This window comes from Devosia sp. FKR38, from assembly GCF_005222805.1.
In the GTDB taxonomy this organism is placed as follows: Bacteria; Pseudomonadota; Alphaproteobacteria; order Rhizobiales; family Devosiaceae; genus Devosia.
Genome location: NZ_STGC01000005.1, coordinates 1,419,542 through 1,439,372, shown reverse-complemented (window position 1 = coordinate 1,439,372; position 19,831 = coordinate 1,419,542). Strand labels below are relative to the sequence as shown.

14 protein-coding genes are annotated in these 19,831 nt (G+C 64.3%); 6 read left to right on the top strand and 8 right to left on the bottom strand.

Translation table 11 applies throughout. The features are described 5' to 3' along the window. Positions 1-46 precede the first annotated feature (46 nt). A complete protein-coding gene (locus E8M79_RS11890) occupies positions 47-2,758 on the bottom strand; it encodes a ribonuclease E/G (protein ID WP_137152104.1) in 2,712 nt (903 codons plus the stop codon). 607 nt (positions 2,759-3,365) lie between these two features. On the opposite strand from E8M79_RS11890, the gene E8M79_RS11885 reads away from it, so the two are divergent. From E8M79_RS11885 to adhP, 5 genes are all read left to right on the top strand, one after another. After that, positions 3,366-4,631, top strand: a complete 1,266-nt coding sequence (locus tag E8M79_RS11885; protein WP_171015835.1) for an N-acetylmuramoyl-L-alanine amidase — start codon at positions 3,366-3,368, stop codon at positions 4,629-4,631. 188 nt (positions 4,632-4,819) lie between these two features. Further along, positions 4,820-7,291, top strand: coding sequence for a penicillin-binding protein 1A (locus E8M79_RS11880; protein ID WP_137152102.1), 2,472 nt, complete (start codon positions 4,820-4,822; stop codon positions 7,289-7,291). Beyond that, complete coding sequence (locus E8M79_RS11875) at positions 7,292-7,786, top strand: peptide deformylase (RefSeq protein WP_137152101.1); 495 nt, start codon at positions 7,292-7,294, stop codon at positions 7,784-7,786. 57 nt (positions 7,787-7,843) lie between these two features. Then, positions 7,844-8,969 (top strand): peptide chain release factor 2 gene (gene prfB, locus E8M79_RS11870; RefSeq protein ID WP_137152100.1). Its coding sequence is split into 2 segments (ribosomal slippage): positions 7,844-7,912 and positions 7,914-8,969, totalling 1,125 coding nucleotides; the frame shifts between segments, so codons are not numbered across the junction. A gap of 126 nt (positions 8,970-9,095) precedes the next feature. Continuing rightward, the gene (adhP, locus tag E8M79_RS11865; RefSeq protein ID WP_137152099.1) at positions 9,096-10,145 is read left to right on the top strand and encodes an alcohol dehydrogenase AdhP; all 1,050 of its coding nucleotides are present in this window, start codon (positions 9,096-9,098) and stop codon (positions 10,143-10,145) included. A gap of 54 nt (positions 10,146-10,199) precedes the next feature. Here the strand turns inward: adhP and E8M79_RS11860 are convergent, their stop codons facing one another. Then, positions 10,200-11,270 carry a peptidoglycan DD-metalloendopeptidase family protein gene (locus tag E8M79_RS11860; protein WP_137152098.1) on the bottom strand — a complete coding sequence of 357 codons (1,071 nt, stop codon included), beginning with the start codon at positions 11,268-11,270 and terminating at the stop codon, positions 10,200-10,202. A gap of 161 nt (positions 11,271-11,431) precedes the next feature. Next, positions 11,432-11,920 carry a peroxiredoxin gene (locus tag E8M79_RS11855; protein WP_137152097.1) on the bottom strand — a complete coding sequence of 163 codons (489 nt, stop codon included), beginning with the start codon at positions 11,918-11,920 and terminating at the stop codon, positions 11,432-11,434. A gap of 193 nt (positions 11,921-12,113) precedes the next feature. Here E8M79_RS11855 and E8M79_RS11850 point away from each other — a divergent pair, with 193 nt between their 5' ends. Further along, positions 12,114-15,554 carry an AsmA-like C-terminal domain-containing protein gene (locus tag E8M79_RS11850; RefSeq protein WP_137152096.1) on the top strand — a complete coding sequence of 1,147 codons (3,441 nt, stop codon included), beginning with the start codon at positions 12,114-12,116 and terminating at the stop codon, positions 15,552-15,554. Between the two features lie 97 nt (positions 15,555-15,651). Here the strand turns inward: E8M79_RS11850 and E8M79_RS11845 are convergent, their stop codons facing one another. From E8M79_RS11845 to tyrS, 5 genes are all read right to left on the bottom strand, one after another. Then, positions 15,652-16,731 carry an AraC family transcriptional regulator gene (locus tag E8M79_RS11845; RefSeq protein ID WP_137152095.1) on the bottom strand — a complete coding sequence of 360 codons (1,080 nt, stop codon included), beginning with the start codon at positions 16,729-16,731 and terminating at the stop codon, positions 15,652-15,654. Positions 16,732-16,816: 85 nt separating this feature from the next. Then, positions 16,817-17,386, bottom strand: a complete 570-nt coding sequence (locus E8M79_RS11840) for an HdeD family acid-resistance protein (protein WP_137152094.1) — start codon at positions 17,384-17,386, stop codon at positions 16,817-16,819. Positions 17,387-17,397: 11 nt separating this feature from the next. Further along, the gene (locus tag E8M79_RS11835; protein ID WP_171015834.1) at positions 17,398-17,799 is read right to left on the bottom strand and encodes a PRC-barrel domain-containing protein; all 402 of its coding nucleotides are present in this window, start codon (positions 17,797-17,799) and stop codon (positions 17,398-17,400) included. A 1-nt stretch (position 17,800) separates the two neighbouring features. Then, positions 17,801-18,217: a hypothetical protein gene (locus E8M79_RS11830; protein WP_137152092.1), complete on the bottom strand. Its 417-nt coding sequence runs from the start codon at positions 18,215-18,217 to the stop codon at positions 17,801-17,803. 338 nt (positions 18,218-18,555) lie between these two features. Beyond that, on the bottom strand, positions 18,556-19,806 hold the full coding sequence (tyrS, locus tag E8M79_RS11825) for a tyrosine--tRNA ligase (protein WP_137152091.1): 1,251 nt from the start codon (positions 19,804-19,806) through the stop codon (positions 18,556-18,558). Positions 19,807-19,831: the final 25 nt, after the last annotated feature.

The following is a 19,831-nucleotide window of genomic DNA, read 5'->3' as shown; positions in this document are numbered from 1 at the left end:
TAGCTCAAAAGCAAAGAGGCGGCCCGGGGGCCGCCTCTTGTTGGTTCTAGCCGAGGCCGAGGCGGCGCTGCCACCAGCCGGCCTTCTTCTTGGGCTCGGGCTCGTCGCCGGCGGGCGTTTCGGCCGCTGCGGCGCTCGAGGACACCACGATGCCTTCGGCCGGCAGGTCCTTCTTGACGCGGCGCGACTTGGGCGCGGTCTCTTCGGCGGGCGCGGCAGCTGGCGCGGGCTCGGGAGTCGGGGCCGGCTCGGGGGCGGTCACGGTTTCGGGTACGGCTGCGGCAGCCACGGCCTCAGGAGCTGCGGCGGCTTCAGCTTCGGCCTTGGGCTTGCGCGTCCGCGGCTTGCGCTTGGGCTTGTCCTCGGCGGTTGCTTCGGGCGCAGCCTCGGCAGCAGGAGCAGGGGCGGCTTCAGCGGCCGGAGCCTCTTCGCCGGCAGCCGGCTTGCGGCGGCGGGTGCGCTTGGGCTTTTCAGCCGGTGCATCCTCGGGCGTCGACACAGCCTGGACTTCGGCATCGGCCTCGGCCGGCGCTTCAGCGACAATGCTAGCCTCGGGCTCGGCGTGCAGCGGGGTTTCGGCAGCATCGCTCACGGCAGCGGCGACGGCGGGCTGTTCGCCACCCTCTTCGCCATCGCGACGGTTGCGACGACCACCCCGACGGCCGCGGCGGCGACGCTTGCGCAGTTCGCCCTCGGCCTGGGTTTCGCCAGCCGGTGCGGCTGCGTTCTCGTCAGCATCATCGCTTTCGCCGGTGTCTTCACCCTCGGCATCGGCCTCGGCTTCAACACGCGGTGCCTGCGCAGCGCGCTGCTGCTGCGGACGGCCGCCATTGTCGTCACCGCGCTCGGCACCGCCACGACGGCGGCGACGGCGGCGGCGGCGGCCATTCTCGCCTTCGCCGGCTTCTGCGGCGGCTGCGGCGGGCTTGGCTTCAGCGTCGCTGTCTTCATCCTCGACCTCATCGACGATGTCATCGTCGATATCGTCCTCGATGATGGCGCTGTCGACGCGCACATGCTCGGTGGCGCGCTGGTCAGCATAGGCCATCACGCGGGCTTCGCCCTTTTCGATGGCGAACTGGTGACCGGTCATCTTGCCGTCGGCAGTGATGGTGATCGAGAGCTGGTTGCGCATTTCGAGCGCGATCAGGGTCTCGCGCTTGAAGTTGAGGATATAGAGCGCGACATCGACCGGCACGCGGACGTTGATCGACTGGCCCTGACGGCGCAGCACGTGATCCTCGATGTGGCGCATGATCATCAGCGCCAGCGATTCGGTGGAGCGCACCAGGCCCGTGCCATCGCACATCGGGCACTTGTGGGTGGAGCTTTCCACCACGCCAAAGCGGATGCGCTGGCGGCTCATTTCCATCAGGCCGAAATGGCTGATGCGGCCAACCTGGATGCGGGCGCGGTCGTCCTTGAGGCAATCCTTGAGCTTGCGCTCGACGGCCCGGTTGGAGCGGTTCTCCATCATGTCGATGAAGTCGATGACGATCAGGCCTGCCAGATCGCGCAGTCGCAGCTGGCGGGCGACTTCCTCGGCGGCTTCCAGATTGGTCTGGAGCGCGGTGTCCTCGATATTGTGCTCCTTGGTGGAGCGGCCCGAGTTGACGTCGATGGAAACCAGCGCCTCGGTCGGGTTGATCACGATATAGCCGCCCGAGGGCAGGGTGACCGTGGGCGAGAACATGGAGTCGAGCTGGGCTTCGATGCCATATTTGGAGAACAGCGGCTGATCGTCCTTGTAGAGCACCACGTTCTTGGCGTGGCTCGGCATGATCATGCGCATGAAGTCCTTGGCCTCGGCGAAGGCAGCGTCGCCGGCCACAAAGACCTCGTCGATCTCCTTGTTGTAGAGGTCGCGAATGGTCCGCTTGATCAGCGAGCCTTCCTCATAAACCAGGCATGGCGCCTGGCTCTTGAGGGTGAGTTCGCGCACGCTCTCCCACAGGCGCATCAGATATTCAAAGTCGCGCTTGACCTCGGCCTTGGTGCGGGCAGCACCGGCCGTGCGCAGGATCACGCCCATGCCCTGGGGCACTTCGAGATCGGAGGTGATTTCCTTGAGGCGCTTGCGATCGGCCGCATTGGTGATCTTGCGGGAAATGCCGCCGCCACGGGCGGTATTGGGCATCAGCACCGAATAGCGGCCGGCCAGGGACAGATAGGTGGTCAGGGCAGCGCCCTTGTTGCCACGTTCTTCCTTGACCACCTGGACCAGCATGACCTGGCGGCGCTTGATGACTTCCTGGATCTTGTAGTGCCGGCGATTGGGGCTCTGGCGGCGACGCTCGGGCACTTCCTCGAGCGCATCGGCGCCGCCGATGGATTCGACCGGCTCGGTGTTGGCCGGGGCCTGCTCGATGTGGCTGGCGTCATCATCGCCATGGGCATCGGCATCGCTGTCGGCGTCGGCCGCTGCTTCGGGGGCAGGGGTCTCGTCGATCTCATCGGCATGATCGTCATCGTGCTCTTCGTCGCGCAGCAGGGCTTCGCGATCGGCAACGGGGATCTGATAGTAGTCGGGGTGGATTTCGCTGAAAGCCAGGAAGCCATGGCGATTGCCGCCATATTCCACAAAGGCTGCCTGCAGGGACGGCTCTACGCGCGTGACCTTGGCGAGGTAGATATTGCCCCGCAGCTGACGGCGGGTCGCTGATTCGAAGTCGAATTCTTCGAGGCGGTTTCCCTCAGTGACGACAATCCGTGTTTCTTCCGGGTGGATGGCATCCACCAGCATTCTCTTGGTAGCCATAGAAAACTCCGCGCGCTCGCGCGCCGACAAGAGGGCGCCGGATAACCGGGGCCCTTCTGGTGGCGCAGTGCGAGGCGAATGGTTTGGGGGTGAGTGCGCGCAAAAGCTCTGCCCCATGCGCGCCGGTATGATTGATCAGGGCCGAAAGATGCAGCATGGCAAAACGGCAATCGTCATGTTCGATCGCGTCGCGTCTTGTCCGCTTGCGGGCCATCTGACCTCTTCCTATTGGGTTGTCCGCGACATAAATCACGCTGACAACCGTCCGGTCCGACAGGAACCGAAATTCGTAGCGAAGCGCTGGAATTGCCGCTTCTGAACCTGTCCCGGAGAATAGTCTTCGCTCCTGAACGGGCCCCCTCCCGCGTCGCTGTGGTGGTCCAAAGACTACCCAAACAGGTCTTGCGAGAAGCTCGCGCTTCCCCTCTAGCGTGTAGGGATGTTGCGTCCGATTGGCAACAGGAAAGTCAGAATCTGAATGGCCGGGCAAATTTATGTGCGCCGGTTGGCCGCGCCTGCAAATCATCGCATAAGAGCGCTCGCGCCGCAGAGTCGGGCCGTCTTGGGCCGCTGCGGCATCATCAAGTCTCCGGGAGCCGGCCTGCGCGTGTGCACACCTTTCCGTGAAGTGATGTTGGCCCTGGCCCTGGTGCTGGCGACGCTGATGCCGGGCCTGTCGCCGGCGCTGGCGCAGGAGGCGCCGGCCGACAGCGCCGCAGCTGCCGCCGCCGTTCCCATTGCCCTGCCCAATGTGATGGATGTGCGCGTGACCGCCACGCCCGAGCGGGCGCGGCTGGTGATCGACCTGGCGGCCAAGACCGAATTCGCGCTGGTGTCCCTCGACAATCCCAATCGCCTGGCCATCGACGTGCGTGCCGCGACCTTTTCAGTGCCCGAACCGGTGGGTACGCCGGCGGGCGGCGGCATGATCGAGCAATATGCGGTCGAGCAGGCGGGCCCGGACCGGGTGCGCACGACGCTGACGCTGACCGGGCCGGCGCAGGTGCAGCAGGCTTATGTGCTCGACCCGTTCGAGGACCAGCCGGCGCGGCTGGTGGTCGACATCATCCCGGCCACGGCTGCGGAGTTTGCCACCAATGTCGCCAGGGACCTGGTGGCGTCCAACAGCGTGCCGACTGCGGCCGCGTCAACGCCGGCGGGTGGCTCGGAACTGCCGCTGGCCACGCGGCCACTGGTGGTGATCGACCCCGGCCATGGCGGCATCGACAGCGGCGCCGAAGCGGTCGGCGGCGCCAAGGAAAAGGACATCGTGCTGGCCTTTTCGCTCAAGCTGCAGCAATTGCTGATCGCCTCGGGCCGCTTCGACGTGGCGCTGACGCGCGAGGATGATTCCTTCCTCAAGCTGGAAGAGCGCGTGGCCCTGGCGCGCGCCAACAAGGCCGACATCTTTATCTCCATCCATGCCGACAGTTTCCAGCAACCCGACATTCGTGGCGCGAGCGTCTATATCCGTGACGAAAATGCGACTGATGTGCTCGACAAGTTGCTAGCAGAATCCGAGAATAAGTCTGACATTATCGCCGGCTTTGCGGCGCCGCAGATGGCGCCGGAAGTGGTCGATATCCTCCTCGACCTGATGCGGCGCGAAATGCGGCAGCTGTCCTATACGCTGGCCGAGGACGTGGTACGTCAGCTCGAGCCCAGCGTCACCATGCGGCGTTTCCCGGTGCGTCAGGCCGATTTCTTCGTGCTGCAGGCGCCCGACGTGCCCTCGATCCTGGTGGAGCTGGGCTTTCTGTCCAACGCCGACGATATCGCCAATCTGATGCAGGGCGATTGGCAGGACCGCACGGCCGAAGCGCTGGCGCGGGGCATCTCGGCCTATTTCGACAACTTGGCCAAGCCGGAGTGATGTGACAAATCGGTCACGTCAGCCAGCAAGCGGCGGAGCTCCGGCTGTCCAACCGGCTTGTGATCCCCAACCGAGGCCGGTTCTGCTATGATTCTGCCAAATTTCGCATTGCGTCGCCGCCATGGCGTCCGTGCTGACATCATGCGCGCCGGCCGGGTCCGGACTGGCGCTGCGGAGAGACTGATCTGATGCTGCGCTTGTTCGGCTGGCTGTTCGGCTTTGGGATATTTCTGGCCCTGGTGGCTGTGGTCGGGGCCGGAGTCTATCTGACGACAGTGTCGGCGCAGTTGCCCGACTATACTGTGCTCAAGGACTATCAGCCGCCGGTGACCACACGCGTGCATGCGGCTGATGGCACGCTGCTGGCCGAATTTGCCCGGGAGCGCCGGCTGTTCCAGCCGATCGAGACCGTGCCGCCGCTGCTGATCCATGCCTTCCTGTCGGCCGAAGACAAGGACTTCTATACCCATGGCGGCATTGCTTTGGACGGCGTGTTCCGCGCGATCCGCGACAATGCGCTGGCGCGCATCGACGGCAATTCGACCATCCAGGGCGGCGGCTCCTCGATTACTCAGCAGGTGGCCAAGAACTTCCTTTTGACCTCCGAACAGACCTGGGACCGCAAGATCCAGGAAGCGCTGCTGGCGATCCGCATTGAATCGACCTTTTCCAAGGATCGGATCCTTGAGCTCTATCTCAACGAGATCTTCCTGGGCCTGAACTCCTATGGCGTGGCGGCAGCGGCGCTCAATTATTTCGACAAGGCGCTCTATCAGCTGACGCTGAGCGAAGCGGCCTATATCGCCGCGCTCCCCAAGGGGCCGAACAACTACCACCCATTCCGCCGCCCGCAGGCGGCCATCGAGCGCCGCAACTGGGTGATCGATCGCATGGTGGAAAATGGCTATGCCACGGCCGAAGAGGGCGCTGTGGCCAAGGCCGAGCCGCTCAATGTGGTGACACGCGCTGGCGGCAGCCAGCTTTATTCGGCGGAGTATTTCACCGAGGAAGTGCGGCGCGAACTGGCCAAGCTCTATGGCGAAGACCAGCTTTATGGCGGCGGTCTTTCGGTGCGCACCACGCTCGAGCCGCAGATGCAGGAATACGCCCGCCGGGCGCTGATGGATGGGCTGATCGCCTATGACCAGGGCAAGGGCTTCCGCGAGCCGGTGGCCAGTATCGCGCTGGGCGAGGACTGGGGGCTCGATGTCGCCAAGATCGCGCCGCTCAGCGACGTGCCGGAATGGCAATTGGCCGTGGTGCTGGAGCTGGGCGACAACCAGGCCCGCATCGGGTTGCGACCAGACAGCGCGGCCGACGGCGGGGTAGCGCCGGATCGTGTGGTGGGCACCTTGTCGGGTCCGGAAATCAAATGGGTTTCCAAGCCGGTCGATCAGTTTCTTAAAGTGGGGGATGTGGTCTATGTCGCCCCTGTGGCGGGCAAGACGGGCATCTATACGCTCGAACAGGTGCCTGAGATCGAGGGCGCTCTGGTGGCGATGGACCCACGCACCGGCCGCGTGCTGGCCATGGTGGGCGGGTTCTCCTATGCACTGAGCGAGTTCAACCGCGCCACCCAGGCGCTGCGCCAGCCGGGCTCGTCGTTCAAGCCGATCGTCTATGCGGCAGCACTGGACAATGGCTATACGCCGGCCTCGGTGGTGCTGGATGCCCCGGTGGAAATCCGCAACAGCGACGGCTCGATCTGGCGGCCGGAAAATTATGCGCAGGAATTCTATGGGCCGCAGACGCTGCGGCGCGGCATTGAGCGCAGCCGGAACGTGATGACGGTGCGGCTGGCCAAGGACATCGGCATGCCGCTGGTGGCCGAATATGCCAAGATGTTCGGCGTCTATGACAGCATGCAGCCGGTGCTGGCCATGGCGCTGGGCGCGGGCGAAACCACCGACATGCGCATGACGGCGGCCTATGCCACCATTGCCAATGGCGGGCGCAAGATCGTTCCGACGCTGATCGACCGGGTGCAGGACCGCTATGGCGCCACCATCTACCGGCATGACCAGCGGCTGTGCCAGGGCTGCGAGGCCGAGAGCTGGACCGGGCAGGGCGAGCCGGTGATCATCGACAATCGCGAGCAGGTGCTCGACCCGATGACGGCCTATCAGATCACCTCGATGATGGAAGGCGTTGTGCAGCGCGGCACCGGCACTGCCGCCAAGGTGCTCAACCGGCCGGTGGCGGGCAAGACCGGCACGACCAATGACTATAAGGACGCCTGGTTCGTGGGCTTTACCCCCGAACTGGCCGTGGGCGTCTATGTCGGCTACGACAAGCCGCGCTCGATGGGGCGCTCGGTGACCGGCGGCACGTTTGCCGTGCCGATCTTCACCGAATTCATGCAGAAGGCGCTGGCCGGCAAGCCGGCGACGCCGTTCAACGTGCCAGCAGGCATGAGCACGGCCTGGATCGACCCCAATTCGGGCGTGCAGGCTTTTGACGGCCAGGGCGGCATCGCGGAATCGTTCAAGCCAGGCACCGGGCCAAACCTGATGACCTCGGTGATCGGGCTCAGCACCACCGACTATGACGCGATCCTGCGCGAGCAGCAGATGCAGCAGCAATATGGTGGCGGCATCACCCAGCCGAGCGGCAATGGCACCTTCCTTGATCCCAACCTTGGCCGTGGCGGACTGTTCTAGGTGAGCGAATTCGTCACCTGGCCCGATGCGGCGCTGACCAGGGCTGCTATGGCGCGGCCGGTCGATGCCGCGCTGCTGGCGGCGGGCGCACGGCTGCAGGCTGCGGCTGCGGATGTGCAGGCCTATGGGCTGGCGGCGGCGCATCTGGGGCTGGTGGAGCCGGTGGTGGTGGTCAGCGTCAGCGATGCCAAGGCGGCGCGCGACTATCGGCTGCTGTTCAATCCGGTGATCGAGAGCCTAGCCGAGACCGGCAGCGCCGGGGCCGAGGGTTCGGTGTCCTTGCCGGGGATCGAGGTGCCGATCACCCGCGCCGACTGGTGCGTGCTGAGCTATGACGATGCGGACGGCGTGCGGCAGACGCTGCGGCTTGAAGGCTTTGCCGCGCGGGTGGCACAGCATGAGATCGAGCAGATGAACGGGGTGTTTTTCCTCAGCCGGTTGTCCCGGCTCAAGCGCGAGACGGCGCTGCGCAAGTTTGGGAAAAGCCAGCGCTAGGTTGATCGGGCCGGGCGTGTCGGCTACAGGATGCGGCCAAATCGAAGGAATTGTGCAATGCGTGCGGAAATTGAAAAGACCGTCGCCGAAATCGAGCGGGTTCTGACCCTGCTGAGGAGGCATCTTTGACTGGGATACAGCTGAACTTCGCCTCGACGCGCTGACGGCGCAGACGGAATCGCCGGACTTCTGGAATGACCCCGAGAAGGCCCGCGTCACCATGCGCGAGCGTGATGAGCTCGACGTTGCCGTCAAGTCGGTGCGCGAACTCGAGAGCGGCATTGCCGACAATGTCGAGCTGATCGAACTGGGCGAGGCCGAGGGCGACGCCGACATCGTGCGGGACGCTGAAGCGGCGCTGATGGCGCTGGCCGATCTGGCGCGCACAAGGCAGATCGAGACACTGCTGTCCGGCGAGGTCGACAGCAATGACTGCTATGTGGAAATCCACTCCGGTGCCGGCGGCACCGAGAGCCAGGATTGGGCCAATATGCTGCTGCGCATGTACACGCGCTGGGCAGAACGGCGGAAGATGAAGGTCGAAGTGCTCGAAATGCACGACGGCGAAGAAGCCGGCATCAAGTCGGCGACGATCAAGGTGTCGGGCCACAATGCCTATGGCTGGCTCAAGACCGAGAGCGGCGTGCACCGGCTGGTGCGCATCAGCCCCTATGATTCTGCAGCACGGCGGCACACGAGCTTTTCGAGCTGCTGGGTCTATCCGGTGGTGGACGACTCCATCGACATCGAAATCCGCGAATCCGACCTCAAGGTCGACACCTATCGCGCTTCGGGCGCCGGCGGCCAGCACGTGAACACCACGGACTCGGCCATCCGCATTACGCACGTGCCGTCAGGCATCATCGTGGCTTGCCAGCAGGAGCGCAGCCAGCACAAGAACCGGGCCACGGCCATGGCGATGCTGAAATCGCGCCTCTATGAGGCTGAGCTGCAGAAGCGGGAAGAGGCGGCCAATGCCCAGGCGGCCAGCAAGACCGATATCGGCTGGGGCCACCAGATCCGCTCCTACGTGCTGCAGCCCTATCAGATGGTCAAGGACCTGCGCACGGGCGTGGAAAGCAGTCAGCCGGCGGCGATCCTCGACGGTGACTTGGACGCCTTCATGCAGGCGGCATTGGCCCAGCGCGTGGGCGTGGCGACGGACGTGGTATCCGAAGACTAGAGCCTGCCTGGACCAAAGATGACGGCGGCTGGCCTTCTGGCGTGATCCAGGTCAAGGCAGCCCATGGCGCCATGTGAAATCTCTCTGGGCGGCGGGACATGACCCGCCGCCAATCAGGAGAGTGCAATGGCCAACATGATGAAAGCCGCAGTGGTTCGCAGTTTTGGGGAGCCGCTGTCGATTACCATGGTCCCGGTTCCAACGCCCGGCCCCGGAGAGGTTCTGGTCAAAGTGGTGGCCTGTGGCGTGTGTCACACGGATTTGCATGCGGCCGAAGGCGACTGGCCGGTCAAGCCAACGCTGCCCTTCATTCCCGGCCATGAGGTTGCCGGTACGGTCGCGGCCCTGGGGGAAGGTGTCACAACCCTTGAGATTGGCGACGCCGTCGGGGTTGCCTGGCTGCATGACGCCTGCCAGGCCTGTGAATATTGCCAGACGGGCTGGGAAACGCTGTGCGAGCACCAGCACAATACCGGCTATGGCGTTGATGGCGGCTTTGCCGAATATGTCATCGCTTCGGCGGCCTTTGTCGCCCGGCTGCCAACCAATGTCAGCTTTGCCGACGTCGCGCCGATCCTGTGTGCCGGGGTGACGACTTATAAGGGCCTGCTGGAAACCGAGGTGCGGGCCGGCGAATGGGTGGCAATCTTTGGCATCGGCGGACTTGGCCATGTTGCGGTGCAATATGCTGTCGCCATGGGCATTCGTGTCGTTGCCATCGATATCGCGCCCGAAAAGCTGGCGCTGGCCAAGGCCTCTGGCGCCGAGGTCGTGGTTGACGCCCGCGATGCCAATGCGGTGCAAAAGGTGCTGACAGCGACAGGCGGCGGCGCGCAGGGTGTCCTGGTGACGGCGGTATCGCCGCCGGCGTTTTCGCAGGCGCTGCAGGTGGTTCGCCGCAAGGGCACGGTGGCGCTGGTCGGCCTGCCGCCCGGCGAGTTTCCGACACCGATCTTTGATGTGGTCCTCAAGCGCCTGACGGTGCGCGGCTCGATCGTCGGCACGCGGCGCGACCTTGACGAAGCGCTTGCCTTTGCTGGGCAGGGCAAGGTCCATGCCGAGATCACCAAGGTCCCGCTCGAGCAGATCAACACGGTTTTTGCCGACCTCAAGGCCGGCAAGATCGAGGGGCGGATTGTGATCGATTTCACCGACCATTCCGGCGAAGCGGCCTAGACGGCCGACGGCAAACCCTGGCTGCCGCGGTCCCTCGGGACTGCGGCGGCGCTGCTATGAAGCCTCAAAGAGCCGGACCAAGCGATCACCGGCGGACAGGAAGACCTGCGGGTTGACTGCGGTGTCGTTCTTGCGCACCTCGAAATGCAGGTGCGGGCCGGTGGAGCGGCCGGTAGAGCCGACCTTGGCAATCGGGGTGCCGGTATTGACGGCCTGACCCTCAACGCTGAGATAGCCCGAGAGGTGACCATAGCGTGTCACCAGGCCATTGCCATGGGTGACCTCCACTGTCTTGCCATAGCCGGAGCGTTCCCCCACGAAGGTGACAACACCCTTGCCGGCGCTGAGGACAGCGGAGCCCGAGGGGGCCGCGAAATCAAGGCCGGAATGGAAGGCGCGACCGCCCGAGAAGGGATCGGTGCGATTGCCGAAGCCGGAACTCCTGCGGAAATTGCCGGTGATGGGCATGTGGACAGGGGCGCTGTCGATGCCGTCGCGCGCCGCCTTGTAGCGCACCAGCGCGGTCAGCACCGCGTTGGCGTCATCCACCATGGGGCTGGCCTCTGTGCCATCCTGTGGCGGCAGCAGGGGGCCGCCGACGCCATCGTCAGGGTCGGGCAGGGTGAGCCTGATGCCCAGATCCGAGAGTTCGGAGACGATGGAATCGGTCCGCGTGATGGCCGTCTCGGCGATCGAGGCCATGGCAGACTGGGTCTCGTCCATCATCCGGCTGACCGAAGCGGCAGTGGCGCCAATATCGGGGTTGCCCGAGGCCGTTGCAGGTGTGGCGAGGGCGACGGGCGTGTCGACTTCGCCGGATTGGGCCAGCGTTGCCGGCTCGATGCCCAGCTCGCCCGCCTTGTCGACCAGGGCACGCACCAGCTGATGCTGCTCGAGCAACACCTGCTGCTGTTGGGAGAGTTCCTGGAGCTGCAGATTGATGTCGCCAGCCTGGGCATAGCTGCGCGAATGCAGGCGATCGACTTCGACGCGCAGTTGGGCGATGCGATCCTCATAGGCTTCCATGACCTGTTCGGACTGCTGGCTGAACAGGCGGGAAATGTCGGGGCTGAGCAGCAGGGCCGTGCCGAGCAGGCCGTTACCACCGAGAAGTACGGCAAACATGGCATAGAACAGGGCCGGGTGGATGCCCTGGCGCGCCGGTCTATGGCTCGCGGAAGCCCCGGATTCAGTTCGGCCAAACTGGGCATGTTTCCGCACGCAAGGCACTCCAGCACGTCATCACACACGATGGCCGGAGTGTGACGCAGTATGGTTAACAAAGGCTATTTTGCTGGCGGATTGCCCAGCGCAAGCTGCAGCGCTTCCAGCACTTTCTGGGCATGGCCGAGGATGCGGGTAGCGCGGATGATGCGCAGGATGCGCCCGTCGGCGCCAATGATGAACGAGGTGCGGATCAGGCCCATGAATTCCCGGCCATAGAGCTTTTTCAGCTGCCACAGGCCAAAGGCCTCAATGGCGATGCGCTCGGGATCAGCGCCCAGGGGCAGGGTGAATCCGTATTTGCGACGGAACTTGATGTGCTTGTCGATGGGGTCGGGGGAAATGCCGACGAGGCGCGCGCCCAAGGCGTGGAAGGCCGCGGCCCGGTCGGAAAACTCGCGATTTTCGTCGGTGCAGCCGCCAGAATCATCCTCGGGATAAAAGTAGAGCACAATGGGATGGCCGCGCTCGGCCGAGAGGGTGAACGAACTGCCGTCATCCAGTGTCACGGTGAAGTCGGGGGCAAGATCGCCTTCATACAATTGTGTCATGGTGCCGCTTCCATCAGTTCCGGGCTGCCGACATTGTGGGTGTTGGCGCCTGATTGTGGCCGGTATCATCGTGCATGAGATCGCATTCTGCGGTTGATTCTTGAGGGCGCCGAGCACTATCGACGGAGCCCGGTTCCGGAAGCAAGTGAGCGCGTCGATCTTACCAGCAGACACACCGATACCGCCGCCATCCGTGGTCAGGCGCCCGCGCGCGCGGCATGCAGCCAAGCTGGCTGTGTGGATATTCGGCATTCCTGCGGTCTTGCTGGTGCTGCTGTTTGCCGTGCTGCTGGTGACGCCGGTGCGCCTGCCGTTCGGCAGCGAGGCGGCGCAGTCGCTGGTGCGCTCGGCCCTGCCGCCGACCAGTTCGCTCAGTCTGGGTGACATGTCGCTGGCGCTGGAGGACGGCGTCTGGCCGGTGATCCAGTTCGCGCCTGTGGTCTTTGCCGACAGCAAGACCGGCGCAAAAGTCTCTATTGCGGCGCTTGAGATCGGGTTTTCGCCGGCGCGGGCGCTGTTCGGGCAGCCGGGCGCCACAGTGACCGTTGTCAGACCGCATGTGCAGATGGTGCAGGATCTGTTCGGGCCGCGCCTCACCAGTTTCGAGGTGGTGGAGGACCCCACTGGCGGTGCGCCGACGGTCCGGGTGCAAGAGGGCGACGACGCCTTTCCGGCCGTCGATATCGGCTCGCGCGGCATTGATCTGAGCCAGATCGACCAGAGGGCGCCGATGCGCTCGGACAATGACTGGCTGATCTACAATCTGGAGGCCACCGAACAGGGCATTGCCAATCTGGTGGAGCAGACGGCGCAGGGGCGGTTCTCGCGGCTGCGGGTGCGTGATGGCATCGTGGGCATGTCGGACAGTGTCTATGGCCTGTTCCGGCGCTTTGAGAATATCGATCTCGAAATCGGGCCGAGCGCCAATCTGCGTGACACGCTGGGTAGTTTTTCCGCGACGCTGGGCGGGCGCACCATGGCCGGCGGCATTGCCCGCACGGTCAATGATGCGGGGGCTGTGCGCATCGAGGCCGATGTCACTAATATTGATTTTGCAGCCTTCCTGCCCTTTATCGACGACCCCACCAGCATGGCGGCATTGCGCGGGGCAGGGTCGCTGTCGATCGATGTCAATTTCGCCCGCTCCGGCGGCAAGCTGGTCGATGGGCGGTTCAAGGTCGATCTGACTGGGCTCGATCTGCGGCTCGAAGACGCCTATTTCCCCATTGCCAGCTCGATCATGGACGTGAACTGGTCGCCCAAGGACGGGCAGTTCACGCTGGAGGAGGCTGCCCTTCAGATCGGCAATAGCTCGGCCAAGGTCTCGGGCGTGTTCGCCATGGGGCTGGACGCCGCCTATGGGCCGACGGTGGGGCTGTCGCTCAAGGCAAGGGACGTCGTGGTGCAGCCCAATGATATGGCAGCGCCCGAGATGCCGATCGACAGCATGGAGTTCAGCGGCTGGTCGGCGCCGCTCTATGGCGCGCTGGGCATAGACGCCCTGGTGGCGCGCAAGGGCGATGCGGTGGTGGAGGCCAAGGGGCGGCTTGACATGCTGCAGGCCGGGTTGGGCGTGGACATGGCGCTGGCCAGCAAGGGGCTGAGCGCCGACGATTTCAAGCGGTTGTGGCCCTATATGATGGGCAGCGAGAGCCGCGACTGGGTGGTGGCCAATGTCACCGATGGCGCGGTGCGCCAGGCGCGCATGGCATTCAAGTTCCCGGTGGGGTCGCTGGCCAAGCCTGGCGAAAAGGACAAGCCGGTGCCAGCCGGCGCAATTGCCATCGATCTGGTGGGCACCGGCGTTTCCATCAAGCCGACGGACACTATGGCGCCCATCGCCATGGATGGCGAAATGCGGGTACAGGTCAGCGACAGCAAGGTGACCATCTCGGCCGGTGGCGGCACGCTGCCGACGGCGTCTGGCGATATTCGCGTGAGCAATCCGGCCGTCATCATCGACAGCGCGGTGCCCGGCGAGGGCATTGTCGAGGTTTCGGGCGATATCGCCGGGGGCATTCCGGCCATTCTCGCCCTGGTGGACGAGCAGCAGCCGGGGCTGTTGGCCAATGCCGACCTGCCAGTGGACCTGAGGGCGCTCAGTGGCGTGGTGGAATCGGGACTGGTGGCGACGGTGCATCTGCCCGATGCCGACAGTGGCAAAGCGCCCAGCTTTGACTATGTGTTCAATGGCACGGCCAAGGATTTTGCCAGCACAGTGCCGATCGAGAAGCGCATGATCAGCAATGGTCAGCTGGCGTTCAGCGCCTCGCAGGATGGCTATCAGCTGGGCGGCACCGCCGATATTGACGGCATCCCGGCGCAGCTGGAGATCACGGGCACGCCGAGCACCGACCCGGTGTTCCGCCTGTCGTCCACGGTGGATGTGGCGGGGCTGGCCAAGATGGGCCTTGACGCCTCGGCCTTCCTCAGCGGCAGCCTGCGCTTTGTGGCGCAGCCGATGCGCGACGGAACTCTGAAAATGGCGGTGGACCTCGAGGGCGCAGGCCTGAACATCAAGGATCTGGGCATCAGCAAACCGGTGGGGACGCCGGGCACGGTGAGCGCAACCATGCGCCAGACCGGGGAGGTGACCAGGCTCAGCGATATCGTGCTGGCCTTTGGCACGGTGCGGCTGGAGGGTGCGCTGGAGTTCCACGCCAAGGACGGGCTGGTGGCCGCCGATTTCAGCAAGTTCGCGCTGGGTGAGGGGGACGATGCGCAGGTGGCGGTGGCGCCGATCCGTGGCGGCTTTGCCGTGCGCGTGCGGGGCGACCAGCTTGACCTCAAGCCCGTGCTGAAGCGCTTCTTCAGCATCGAGGAGGGCAAGGGCGGCGTTCAGACCGAGCAGTTCAACCAGACCATATCGCTGGATGTGCAGCTTGAGCGCGCCATCGGCTTTTATGCAACGACAGCGTTCAAGCTGAACCTGGACATGCTGCTGTCGGGCAGCGACATGCGCCGGGCGAACCTGACTGCCACGTTCAGCGACGCCAATAGCCTGTCGATCACCACCAATCCGGCCAGCGAGGGGCGCACGCTCTCGGTGGCCTTCAACGACGCCGGCACGGTGCTGCGCTTCCTGGGGGTCTATTCGCGCCTGGTTGGCGGCACAGGCAGCCTGGTGCTGACCACGGACGGCAAGCAGGACATCGAGGCCGGGCAATTGCTGATGCGCAGCTTTGCCATCGTGGACGAGGACAATGTGGTGCAGGTGCTGGGCAATCGCTCGGATTCCCTGGCCAGCGTCGCCCAGAGCAAGCGGCTCGATTTCGATGCGGCGCAGGTGGACTTCCAGCGCAGCACCGACCGCGTGCAGATCACCAATGCCATTCTGACCGGGCCGACGGTGGGCGGCACGCTGCGCGGCTTCATCTACACCAGCCAGCATCAATATGACCTGACCGGCACCTATGTGCCGCTGTTCGGGCTCAACAGCGTATTCCAGAAGATCCCGCTGCTCGGGCCGATCCTGGGCGGGCGCGATGGCGAGGGGCTGGTGGGGGTGACTTTTGCGGTCAACGGGCCGCTGGAGAATCCGCAGTTCCGCATCAATCCGCTGTCGGTGCTGGTGCCGGGCGTGTTCCGCGAGCTGTTCGAGTTCCGCGCCAAGGCGCTGCCGCCCGCGCAATAAACGCCCGCCAACCGCGTTTCCTGGCACAGGCGATTGGGTGGCCCGACCGGAGAGCCGGCAGGCCTGGGCCTGTTGGACGGCCCGCTTCGGCAATCCGTTAAGCCTTGGGCTCGCTACCCAGAACACGAGCCGAGCTCGAGCGAAACGAGCGTGGCGCCGCGGCTGTCCAGCGTCGAAAGGCATGCCGGAAATTGGCCGCTTCGCTGAACCCAAGGGCGAAGGCGATTTCCTCGACGGTGCGCGATTCATCGGCCAGGGCCCGCAATGCCAGATCGCGGCGCAATTCGTCGAGGAGCAACCGAAACGATGTGCCATGTTCGGCCAGGCGACGGCGCAAGGTGCGCTCGCCCAGGCCCAGCGCCGCGGCGACCGTGGGCAGGTCGACAGGGCGCATCAGGTTGGCCAGCAAGAGCTGGCGGACCTGTCCGGCTGTGCCGGCTCCCATGCCGATCTCCCGCAGCAAACCATCGCAGAGCTCAACGACGCTGACATAGGTCAGCCTGTTGCCATGCACCGGCGGCGCATCCAGCCATTGGGCAGCAAACATGAACCGGTTGGCAGGCTGGCCGAACACGACCCGCCCGCAGATTTGCCTAGTATGGTCGCGGATCGCCTCTGGCATGGTCCAGCTGAACTGGGCCTCATCAAAGGTGAAGTCCGGTCCCATGACGTCACGGTGGATCGTCGTCAGAATGCCGACTTGCATCTCGACAATGAAGCGGTAGAGCGCGGCATCGACATAGGGGTGGCGCACCGGTTCAATGATCCAGCTGGCCATGCCCTCGTGTTCCTCGAATGTCACATCGGTCAATGGCACGGCCAACTGGTGATACCGGGTGGCAAACTGTGCTGTCTGGCGGAAGTTGGTGCTGGAGAGCATGGCAAAGCCATACATGCCGAAGGAAGACAGGTGAAAATCCATTCCGACCTTGAAGGCAAAGTCCTCATCTGCCGCAAGGCGCAGAGCGGTGCGATAGACCTTCAGGATCTCGGTGAGCGAGACGCGCGTGCGCGGCGACGCGAGGGCCGGTTGTGTCAGCGTGGTTCCCGCAAGGACGTCCGCTATGGGCACGCCATCGGCCACGAGCCGATCCACGACCGCGGCCAGCTTGGCCGGCGAATGCACACGATCATCCGGGCCCAGCAGCACGCCGGGTTGCTTGAGCGTTTTGTCCATCGACCTTGCACTCCGGCGGGGCAGCCGGTGAGCGGCTACCCCGCCGCATTAAGCAGGATAAGGTCAATGGCATCAAGGGTTAGGCTTAGTGGGCGACCGAGCGCAGCTGAAAACCCAAGACGATGAGGGCTATGCCGAACACGATGGCATAGGCGCCCAGCCACCAGGTCAGCACCACGGCACCGGTAAGCGGCGCCCAGATCAGGACGATGCCGAAAAATACCGAAGACACCGCACCCAGGACCATCCACCAGCGGCCGGCCGCCGCATCGAGGCGGAAGGCCGATCCGAGCATCAGGGCCCCGGTGATAATCGACCAGAACGCCATAAGACCGACAAAGCTGATCACGGTGAGGCCCGGCCAGGCCAGCGCCGCCACAGCGGCCAGGATGCTGACGATGCCCTCGAGCAGCAGCAGGCTCCAGCGGTCGTGGCTCGCCATGGCGCGAACGCTGGCAATGATGGTCAAAACGCCCCCGACCAGGGCATAGGCCGCAAACACCACGACCAGCGACAACATGGTCGACGCCGGCCAGACCAGCGCCACCATGCCAAAGACTATGCCAAGCAAGCCGCGAAGGGCCAGGGCCCACCAGTTGCGGGCCAGGCCGGCGAAGAGCCCGGTGGGCTGGTTATCGGACGCAACGGAATCCATTCCGACCTCCTTCAATTGTATTGGAACTGCGGGGCGGCCGTGAGGTTGTCCCGGGTGGTGCCTGGCAGCGTCAGACGATTGTCCACCAGGCCGAACTGGGAGACCGCGATGGCGACGTCGTGCCGCATCAGCGCGCCGCCGGCATTGAGGATGATGTAGGACACCGCCTTGCCCGGGGAGACGATGAGATCGTCCACCGTGCCAAGCAGTTCGCCCTTGTCGTTATAGACTGAACGACCGAGGACCTGGCGTTTGGCGCTCCAACCCAGGGCCAACTGCCGCAGTTCGGTGACATCGACCTCGACCACGGTCGAGCCGGCGACCTGGGCGGCAGCCGGCGCGGGCGTCAGAGTGACGGCCACGCACACGAGAACCGCTGCGGAAAACAGCGTGGGGAAAGTGGGCTTGTTCAATTTAGCCTCCGGCTGCCAGATCGGCATCAAGACGGGCGAGCCAGGCATCGAGGGCCGCGCTTTCGGCTTCGTCCACCGCCGCCAGGGCGATCTCGGCGATATCGCTGGCATAGGCTTCTGCCGACTGGGCGCGGCGTTCGAGCTTGTCGATTTCGCGACTCTGCTTCCAGGCGTCAATCTGAGCCTGGGTTTCCAGCTTGCGGCTTTCGCCCCAGGCCATGGCGCGGTGGTTTGCATCCACGATGTGCTGGTGGCGCTCCTTGATGCGGGCGTCCAGCGCATCGCGGCGGTCGCGGACATGCTGCACGAGTTCGCTATTGTGCTCTTGCACATTGGCCTTGAGTGCGGTCACGCCATCATCAATGGCGGTCAGCTTGAGACGAAGATCCTCACAGAATTGATCGATACGCTGTCCCATGATCTGTCCTTTCCGGTGTGGTGGGTACGGTCGGACAAGGCCACGGAAACGCTGCTCCCGAACAGGTGACGTCTGGCCAATATCGGGTGCGAATAGGACACGATATTATTCTGCCTGAACAGTTTAGTGAGTTGATTCGCCAACCCCAGATGTCATGATTCCGTCACTGTGTGGCGCCGGAATTGCGCTCAAGCCTGCGCTGCTGAATTGCTGATCCCAGCCAAGTCACTCCCTGCAACTTGCCGTCGCATATAGGCGCCGCGGCCGGTCGATCCCTACAGGGAGCAAGAAAAAAGGGCGCCGGTTGCCCGACGCCCCTTCAAAGCATTTTGTCCGTCTCAGACCGGCTTGATCAGCGCGTGGCGCTTCTTGCCGACCGAGAGCTTGATGACGCCTTCGGGCAGTAGCGCATTGTCGCCAATGGCCAGCTTGTCATCCTCGATCACCGCATCGTTGACGCGCACGGCGCCGGACTGGACATGGCGGCGGGCTTCACCATTGGAGGCGGCCAGGCCCGCCGTTACCAGCGCGGCCAGAATGCCCAGGCCGGTGGCCAGCTCGGCATGGCTGACGGTGGCGGTGGGCAGCGACAGATCGATGGCGCCGGACTCAAAGGTTGCCTGGGCGGTGTGTGCCGCTTCGGTGGCGGCCTGTCGCCCATGGACGATGGCGGTGACCTCGGTGGCCAGCACCTTCTTGGCCTCGTTGATTTCATTGCCGCCCAGGGCCGCGAGCTTTTCGATTTCGCTCAGGGGCAGGCGGGTGAAGATCTTGAGGAACTTGCCGACGTCCGCGTCTTCGGTGTTACGGAAATACTGCCAGAAATCATAGGGGCTGAAGAGGTCGCCATTGAGCCAGACGGCGCCGGAGGCCGACTTGCCCATTTTCTCGCCCGAGGATTTGGTCAGCAGCGGCGTCGTCAGGGCATAGAGCTGCTCGCCACCCATGCGGTGGTTGAGGTCGACGCCATTGATGATATTGCCCCACTGATCCGAGCCACCCATCTGCAGGATGGTGCCATAGCGGCGGTTGAGCTCGGTGAAGTCGTAGCCCTGCATGATCATGTAGTTGAATTCGAGGAAGCTGAGCGACTGTTCGCGGTCGAGGCGCAGCTTGACCGAGTCAAAGCTGAGCATGCGATTGACCGAGAAATGCCGGCCCACGTCGCGCAGGAATTCGACATAGTTCAGCTTGAGCAGCCAATCGGCATTGTTGACCATGATGGCAGGGTTGGAGCCGCCATAGTTCAGGATATTGCCGTAAACGCGCTGGATGGAGTCGATATTGGTCTGGATCTGCTCGACGGTGAGCAGCTTGCGCTGGTCGTCGCGGAACGAGGGGTCGCCCACCATGGAGGTGCCGCCGCCCATCAGGCTGATCGCCTTGTGACCGGTCTCCTGCAACCAGTAGAGCATGGTGACCGAGATCAGATTGCCGATGTGGATCGAGGTGGCCGTGGCGTCATAGCCGACATAGCCGCAGATCTGGCCCTGGTGGGCCTTGGCGTCGAGACCCTCGGGGTCGGAAATCTGGTGGATGAAGCCGCGCTCATCGAGGACGCGCAGGAAGTCGGACTTGAACTTGGTCATTGTGGGGCGATCCGGAAGGCATTGA